Raw genomic sequence first — 7,674 nt, forward strand, 5'->3', positions numbered from 1 at the left:
GGGCGGTACGGATCAAGGAGTTCGGGTTGTACCGGTCCCAGGTCTGAGAGGCTTCGGGGGCGACCGGTTCACGGGTTCATGGGTGATCCGGTGGCCATCGACAGCTACCGGGGCGGGCGCCAGGCGAAGGGCGTTCGTGCCGCTCGCCGGGTGTCAGGAGCCTCTCCTCGGGGCCGCGGTTCGACGGATGGTCCAGGGCGAGGGCGGGGGTTCCGTCGACCGGCCGGTTCTCCGCCGTACAACTCGCGCGCGTCCACGCCGCCGTTCATGCAGTCGGCTCCCTCCAGGCGGCCTTGCCACCGCCCGGCGTTCGTGCCGCCGGGCCCGCACCCGGCCCCATTGTGCTCACCGGGGTACCCGTCCGCCCGTCGGCTTCAGCCGCCCCGCGCAACTCCCGTGCTGTCCCGCACGATCAGTCGCGGCACCGGTACCCGTACGGTCCGGGCCGGGCCGCCGTCCAGGAGGGCGGTCAGTTCCGTGGCCGCCGTGCGGCCGAACTCCACGCTGTCGCGGGAGAGGGCGGACAGCCACGGCTTGACCATGCGGCACAGCGCCGAGTCCTCCCAGGCCACCACCGACACGTCCCCGGGCACCGAGTGGCCCAGCTCGGTCGCGGCGGCGACTCCGGCCAGGGCCATCACGTCGTTGTCGTAGATCAGCGCGGTCGGGGCGGCGGAGGCCTCCAGAACCCGGCGGGTCACCGCGGCGCCCTCCGCGTCGGAGTAGTCCGTGGTCACCGACTTCACCCCGGTCAGACCGCGCCGCTCGGCCTCCGCGCGCAGGGTGCGGATGCGGCGCTCGGTGTGGGCGAGGCCCGGCAGGCCCGCGATGTGCACGATCCTCCGGTGGCCGAGCGCGTACAACTCGTCCACGACCGCGGCCATCGCGCCCGCGTCGTCCGCCCAGACGGTCGACAGCCCGGGATGGCGTTCGTCGGGGGCGCCGCCGATCACCACACCCGGCAGGCCCAGTTCGTCGAGGACTCCGGTGCGGGGGTCGTCCGTGCGCGGGTCGACCACCAGGACGCCGTCCACCCGGTGTTCGGCCCACCAGCGCCGGTAGACCGCGCACTCGTCCTCGACGTCCTCCACCACCTGGAACAGCAGCCCGAGATGACGCTCGGCCAGCACCTCCTGTATCCCCGAGACGAGTTGCAGGAAGAAGGAGTCGACACCGAGGGTCTCGGCGGGGCGGGCCAGCACGAAGCCGACCGTGGCGGCGCCCTCGCCGGACAGCGCGCGGGCCGCGGTGCTGGGGCGCCAGCCGAGCTCCTCGGCGACCTGACGCACCCGGTCGCGGGTGTCCTCGGAGACCCCGGGCCGGCCGTTCAACGCGAAGGAGACCGCGCTCTGGGAGACCCCGGCCCGCCGCGCGATGTCCTTCATCGTGGGCCTGCGGACCGGTGACCGCTTGCCTGACACGCTGTTTCCCCATTCCCCGTAGGTTCGTCGGGCCAGTATGCACTAATGCGGTTCAGCTTCGTCAACCTAATGCGCATTAGTCACTAAACAAATTAGCTCTGCGAGATGCATTGACGGGCCTGCGGAGAGACGTGCAGGGTCTCCGTCGTTGACCAACTCCGCCGCAAAGGAGAACGGTTCGCCGTGCCCATTTCCCGCAGAACCTTCGCTGCCGCTGCCGCCGCCTGTCTCCTCGTGCCGCTGAGCGCGTGCGGCTCCGGCAGCGACGACACAGGCTCGTCCGACGCCTCCGGAAAGGTCGAGGGCGACATCACCTTCCAGACCTGGAACCTCCGGGCGAACTTCAAGGACTACTTCGAGGGCCTGATCACCGACTTCGAGAAGAAGTACCCCGGCACCAAGGTCAAGTGGATCGACCAGCCCGCCGAGGGCTACGCCGACAAGATCAGCGCCGACGCCGCGGGCGGCACCCTGCCCGACGTCGTCAACGTCTCCCCGGACCTGGTCGCGCCCCTCGCCAAGGCCGGCCTCGCGCTCGACCTCGACAAGGCGGCGGGACAGTACCGCAAGGAGTACCTGGACGGCGCCTGGGCCAGCCACCGGATACCGGGCATGACCGGCACCTACGCCTTCCCCTGGTACCTCAACACTGGCCCGCTCTTCTACAACAAGTCCCTCTTCGAGGAGGCCGGTCTCGACCCCGACCAGCCGCCGAAGACCTACGACGACCTCTTCGCCGACGCGCTCGAACTGGCGCAGAAGAGCGACGGCAAGGTCGCCACCCTCGCCAACGTGCCCACCATCGAGGACTTCGGCCGCTACGGCGTCCCGCTCATGAACGACCAGGGCACCGCCTTCGCCTTCAACGACAGCAAGGGCGTCGAACTCCTCACCAAGTACAAGGAGTTGTACGACGCCAAGGCCCTCGACCCGCAGGCGCTCACCGCCACCCCCGAGTCCTCCGGCAAGAAGTTCCTCACCGGGGCCGTCGCCATGAACCCCGGCAGCGCCCTGGACCTCGGCAACTTCAAGAAGCAGGCGCCGAATCTCTACAAGAACATCGGCATCACCGACCAGATCACCAGCACCGGCCACGTCAACATGTACGTGATGGGCGTGATGGTGAACGCGCAGACCAAGAAGAAGGCCGCCTCCGTCGCCTTCGCGCACTACGTCACCGACGCCGAGCACCAGATGTCGTTCGCGAAGAAGGTCGCCATCTTCCCGAGCACCGCCGGATCACTGGACGACCCGTACTTCACCAAGGAGGACGGGACGGACGAGACACGGGTGCGGGTCGCCGCAGCCAAGTCCCTGAAGAACGCGGTCAATTACACGCCCGTGCTGTTCAGCGAGCAGATGAAGACGGCCCTGCGCAACGAGGTCGCCAAGGCGCTCCAGGGCAAGGAAAGCCCGAAGGACGCTCTCGACAACGCTGTCAAGGCGTGTGACACGCTGCTCCAGCAGCAGGGATAGCCATGTCCTCGTCCACCGTCCCCCGGGTCCGGCCCGACAGCCGCGTGCCCGAGGTCCCGCGAGGGCGCCGGGTGCGGCGCCAACTGCCCACCAGCCCCTGGCTGTTCGCCGCACCCGGCCTGATCGTCATCAGCGCCTTCATCCTGTACCCGTTCGTCTCCACCCTGGTGAACGCCTTCACCGACAAACGCACCCTGATCCCGGGCGAGTTCGTGGGCCTGGCGAACTTCCGCGAGCTGCTGCACGACGACATGTTCTGGATCGGCCTGCGCAACAGCACGCTGTACGTCCTCGGAGTCGTCCCCGCGCTGGTGATCCTGCCGCTGCTGCTCGCCCTGCTGGTCCAGAAGAACATCCCCGGCATCACCTTCTTCCGGTCCGCCTTCTACACCCCGGTCGTCGCCTCGATCGTCGTGGTCGGACTCATCTGGGTCTGGCTCCTCGACGAACGCGGCCTGATCAACTCGCTGCTGGAATCCGTCGGGGTCGGCCGGATCGGCTTCCTGAGCGACCAGTGGCTGCTCCTGCTGAGCGCCATGGCCGTCACGGTGTGGAAGGGCCTCGGCTACTACATGATCATCTATCTGGCCGCGCTGGCCAACGTGCCGCGCGAGCTGCACGAGGCCGCGGCGGTCGACGGGGCCGGGGCCGTGCGGCGGTTCGTCACGGTGACGGTGCCGGCCGTCCGCTCCACCATGGCCCTCGTCGGGGCGCTGTCCTCGGTCGCCGCCTTCAAGGTGTTCTCCGAGGTCTACCTGATGGCCGGCCCGAGCGGCGGACCGGCCGGTGAGGACACCACCCTCGTGATGCTCGTCCAGCGCACCGGCACCGGACTCACCGGCCGGGTGGGCTACGCGTCCGCGATCTCGATCGTCGTGTTCGTCGTCACCGTCGCGCTGATGCTGCTCGTGCTGCGCGCCGACCGGAGGGCGGAGTCGTGACGCGGGTACGCAAGCGTGAACTGGTGCTGCGGTACGTCCTCTTGCTCGCCGTCCTCGCCCTGACCATCGGCCCCTTCCTCTGGCAGCTGTCGACCTCGCTCAAGGGCCCCACCGAGGACATCTACAGCTCCCCGCCGAGCTTCCTGCCGCAGCACCCCACCCTGCACAACTACGAGCGGGTCTCGGACACCATCCCCGTCTGGGACTACGCCCTCAACTCCCTGAAGGTCGCCACCGCCAACGTCGTGACCAACTGCGCCGGTTCGGCCCTCGCCGGATACGCCCTGGCCCGACTGCGCTACCGGGGCCGCCGCGCGGCCACGCTCGCCTTCATCCTGGCGATGCTCGTGCCGGTGGAGGGCATCATCATCGCCCAGTTCACCACCATGCGGGAGTTCGGCCTCAACAACACCCTGATCGGCGTGGTCCTGCCCGGCTGCATCGGCGCCATGAACGTCCTGCTGATGCGCAACGCCTTCCTCAACCTGCCGTACGAGATCGAGGAGGCGGCCTACGTCGACGGCGCCAACGTCTGGCAGCGGTTCCTGAGGATCGCGCTGCCGTCGGTGAAGGGCACGGTGGCCGTCGTCGCGATCTTCGCCTTCATGGGTGCCTGGGACGACTTCCTGTGGCCGCTGATCGTGCTGAGCGACCCGTCGAAGTTCACGCTGACCATCGGACTCAACTACCTGCACGGCACCTTCGCGGGCGACGAACGGCTCGTCGCCGCCGGCACGGTCATCGCCGTGGCACCGCTGATCGCCCTCTTCGCCTGTCTCCAGCGGTACTTCTTCCGCGGGGTCGGCGAGGGCGCGGTCAAGGGCTGAACGAACCCCCCAGAGCCAAGGATCCCGTATGCCTTCTGCCGTGCGCTTCGGCGTCAACTACACCCCGAGCCAGGGGTGGTTCCACCACTGGCTCGACTTCGACCTCGACTCCGTCCGCGCCGACCTCGACTCGATCGCCGCCCTGGGCCTCGACCACATCCGGGTCTTCCCGCTGTGGCCGTACTTCCAGCCGAACCGCGCCCTGATCCGGGAGCGGGCGGTGGCGGACCTCGTGCGGCTCGTCGACGCCGCCGCCGAACGCGGACTCGACGTCAACGTGGACGGTCTGCAAGGGCACTTGAGCAGCTTCGACTTCCTGCCGGCCTGGACCCGGACCTGGCACCGGCGCAACCTCTTCACCGACCCGGAGGTCGTCGAGGGCCAGGCCGCCTATCTGCGCACCCTCGCGACGGCCCTGGCGGACCGGCCCAACTTCCTCGGCATGACTCTCGGCAACGAGGTCAACCAGTTCTCCGCGGGCCCCCACCCCGACCCGGACCGGGCCACCTCCGAGCAGATCGACGCCTGGCTCACCCGCATGCTGGCCGCCTGCGAGGAGGGCGCCCCAGGCCGGCTGCACCTGCACGCCGAGTACGACGCCACCTGGTACCAGGACGACCAGCCCTTCACCCCCGCCCAGGCCGCCCGCCAAGGCGCCGTCACCGCCGTGCACTCCTGGGTCTTCAACGGCACGGCCCAGCGCCACGGCCGCACCTCCGTCCCGGCCGAGCACCACGCCGCCTACCTCGTCGAACTGAGCAAGGCCTGGGCCGACGACCCGCACCGGCCCGTCTGGCTCCAGGAGGTCGGCGCCCCGGCGCCCCTGGTGCCGCCCGAGCACGCCGCCGCCTTCACCGAGGCCACCGTGGCCGGCGCCCTGGACTGCCCCGACCTGTGGGGCATCACCTGGTGGTGCTCCCACGACGTGTCGCGGGAACTGGCCGACTTCCCGGAACTCGAGTACGGCCTCGGCCTGTTGACCAACGCCCGAGAGCCGAAGGACACGGCCCGGGTCCTGGAACGGGCGGCGCGCGCGGGCTCGGCCGCGCCTGAACGTCGTACCACCGCACTCGTCGTCCCCTCCGACCCCGCCGCCCGCTCGCTGTGCGCGCCCGGCGGGCCCGCCTTCGACGCGTACTTCCGGCTGGTCGCCGACGGCGCCCGCCCCACCACCGTCCTCGACACCCGTGCCACCGACCAGGACCACCTGGCCGCGCGCGGCATCACCGAGGTCCTCACATCCGATCAGGTACTCCCACCCCGCAAGGACCACTAGGAGGCACCCGCTCGTGAACCCCACCAGACGCACCGTCCTGCTCGCCGCGACCGCGGCGGCGCTGCTGCCCGCACTGCCCGCGAAGGCGGCAGCGGCGACCGTCCTCCAGCCCTACGCCACCTACTGGTATCCGGACTCCCTGCCCTCCGGCAGCCCCGGCACCGGCATCACCTGGCGCAGCCTCAAGGCCTGGCGGGCGGCCGAGGACGCCGACCTCGCCTTCAACGCGGCCTCGGTACCGCTCGCCGGCCGCTTCACCCCGACGCCCGCCAACCCGACGGCACGCGCCGGTCAGGCCCGCATCCAGTCGCTGGTCTCCTTCGGGCCCACGGCCGGCAACCCCTCGCAGGGCTCGGCGACCGCGGACTACTACGCCTTCGGACACTGGGCCTACGTCGACGAACTGGTCTTCTGGGGCGGCTCGTCCGGCGAGGGGCTGATCCTCGCGCCGAACGCCCCGATCGTGGACGCCGCGCACCGCCACGGCGTGCCCGTCCTCGGCAACATCTTCCTGCCACCGGTCGCCTACGGCGGGCAGTTGCGGTGGACCCGGGACCTGGTCCAGAAGGACGCGGCGGGCCGGTACCCCCTGGCGGCGCAACTCGTCGCGGTCGCCACGGCGTACGGCTTCGACGGCTGGTTCGTCAACGCGGAGACCGGCGGAGGGGACGCGGCTCTCGGGGCGGACATGCTCGGTTTCGTCAGGGAGTTGAAGTCCCTGTCCGCGGCGCGAGGGCAGCGGGTCACCTGGTACGACTCGATGACCGTGAGCGGGACGGTGAGCTGGCAGGGCGCGCTGAACAGCCGCAACCAGGCGTTCTTCGAGGCCGCCGACGACATGTTCGTCGACTTCCGGTGGACGGCCGGCACTCTGGCCTCCTCGGGCACACTCGCCCAGCAACTGGGGCGCAGCCGCTACGAGTTGTGGGCGGGAGTGGACGTGGAGTCCGGTGGCTGGAACACGTCCGAGGACTGGGACGCGATGGTGCCCAGGGACCGGGCCCATGTGACCTCGATCGGGCTGTACCGGCCGGAGTGGACCCGCAACCACCTGCCCGCCGACCAGCGGTCGCCGCGCGACTTCCACGCGGCCGACGACCGTTTCTGGACCGGCGCGTCGCTCGACCCCTCCCGGCCGGACGACACGGACCCCTGGCGGGCCCCGGCGGTGTCGGTCGCCGACCGGTCGACGGTCACCTCGCTGCCGTTCGCGAGCGTGTTCAACACCGGGCACGGGCTGCGCTGGTACGAGGAGGGGAGCGTCACGGCGGAGACCCCCTGGAACCACCTCGGGTTGCAGGACCGGCTGCCCTCGCGGCAATGGATCGTGCGGACGCGGGGGACGCGGCCGGCCGTCTCCTTCGACTTCGCGGACGCCTGGCGGGGCGGCAGCAGTGTGCTCGTGGACGGTGTGCTGGACGAACCGGTCACCGTGGACCTGTACGCCACACGCCTGCCGATCGGCCCGGACACGGTCGTCGAGCTGACCCACCGGACGGACCAGGGCGAGGTGGGCGTCGAGCTCGCGGTGGCCACCGCCGACCCGGACGCGCCGGGGCAGACACCCCCGTACACCCATCTCCCCGTGACCGGCGGCGACGGCTGGCGGACCTCCGCTGTACGGCTCACCGGCCTCTCCGGGTCCGTCCACGCCCTCGGCGTGCGGCTCACCGGCGCCGGCGCGGCGAAGTGGCGGCTCGGCGGGATCGCCGTGTACGACACCCCCCGCACCC

The 7,674-nt window shown here is 70.5% G+C and carries 6 protein-coding genes; 5 read left to right on the plus strand and 1 reads right to left on the minus strand.

All coding sequences use genetic code 11. The annotated features are described in order from the left end of the window. Positions 1-374 precede the first annotated feature (374 nt). Positions 375-1,385 (minus strand): LacI family DNA-binding transcriptional regulator, encoded by a 1,011-nt coding sequence (locus EHS43_RS31735; RefSeq protein WP_125194136.1) that lies wholly within the window; start codon positions 1,383-1,385, stop codon positions 375-377. A 219-nt stretch (positions 1,386-1,604) separates the two neighbouring features. On the opposite strand from EHS43_RS31735, the gene EHS43_RS31740 reads away from it, so the two are divergent. From EHS43_RS31740 to EHS43_RS31760, 5 genes are all read left to right on the plus strand, one after another. After that, the gene (locus tag EHS43_RS31740; RefSeq protein WP_125194131.1) at positions 1,605-2,897 is read left to right on the plus strand and encodes an ABC transporter substrate-binding protein; all 1,293 of its coding nucleotides are present in this window, start codon (positions 1,605-1,607) and stop codon (positions 2,895-2,897) included. A 2-nt stretch (positions 2,898-2,899) separates the two neighbouring features. Next, positions 2,900-3,838, plus strand: a complete 939-nt coding sequence (locus EHS43_RS31745) for a carbohydrate ABC transporter permease (RefSeq protein ID WP_125194132.1) — start codon at positions 2,900-2,902, stop codon at positions 3,836-3,838. After that, a complete protein-coding gene (locus EHS43_RS31750) occupies positions 3,835-4,665 on the plus strand; it encodes a carbohydrate ABC transporter permease (RefSeq protein WP_125194133.1) in 831 nt (276 codons plus the stop codon). The genes EHS43_RS31745 and EHS43_RS31750 overlap by 4 nt, the downstream gene beginning before the upstream one ends. 28 nt (positions 4,666-4,693) lie before the next feature. Beyond that, positions 4,694-5,941: a cellulase family glycosylhydrolase gene (locus EHS43_RS31755; RefSeq protein ID WP_125194134.1), complete on the plus strand. Its 1,248-nt coding sequence runs from the start codon at positions 4,694-4,696 to the stop codon at positions 5,939-5,941. A 13-nt stretch (positions 5,942-5,954) separates the two neighbouring features. Further along, positions 5,955-7,674 (plus strand): endo-beta-N-acetylglucosaminidase (locus EHS43_RS31760; protein ID WP_125194135.1); only part of this gene is annotated, 1,720 nt, incomplete at its 3' end.

It is taken from the genome of Streptomyces sp. RP5T (assembly GCF_003933965.1).
In the GTDB taxonomy this organism is placed as follows: Bacteria; Actinomycetota; Actinomycetes; order Streptomycetales; family Streptomycetaceae; genus Streptomyces.

Excerpts from the sequence above, each read along its gene's own strand:
- EHS43_RS31735 (WP_125194136.1), bottom strand. The coding sequence starts at position 1,385 with ATGAAGGACATCGCGCGGCGGGCCGGGGTCTCCCAGAGCGCGGTCTCC.
- EHS43_RS31745 (WP_125194132.1), top strand. The coding sequence starts at position 2,900 with ATGTCCTCGTCCACCGTCCCCCGGGTCCGGCCCGACAGCCGCGTGCCC.
- EHS43_RS31755 (WP_125194134.1), top strand. The coding sequence starts at position 4,694 with ATGCCTTCTGCCGTGCGCTTCGGCGTCAACTACACCCCGAGCCAGGGG.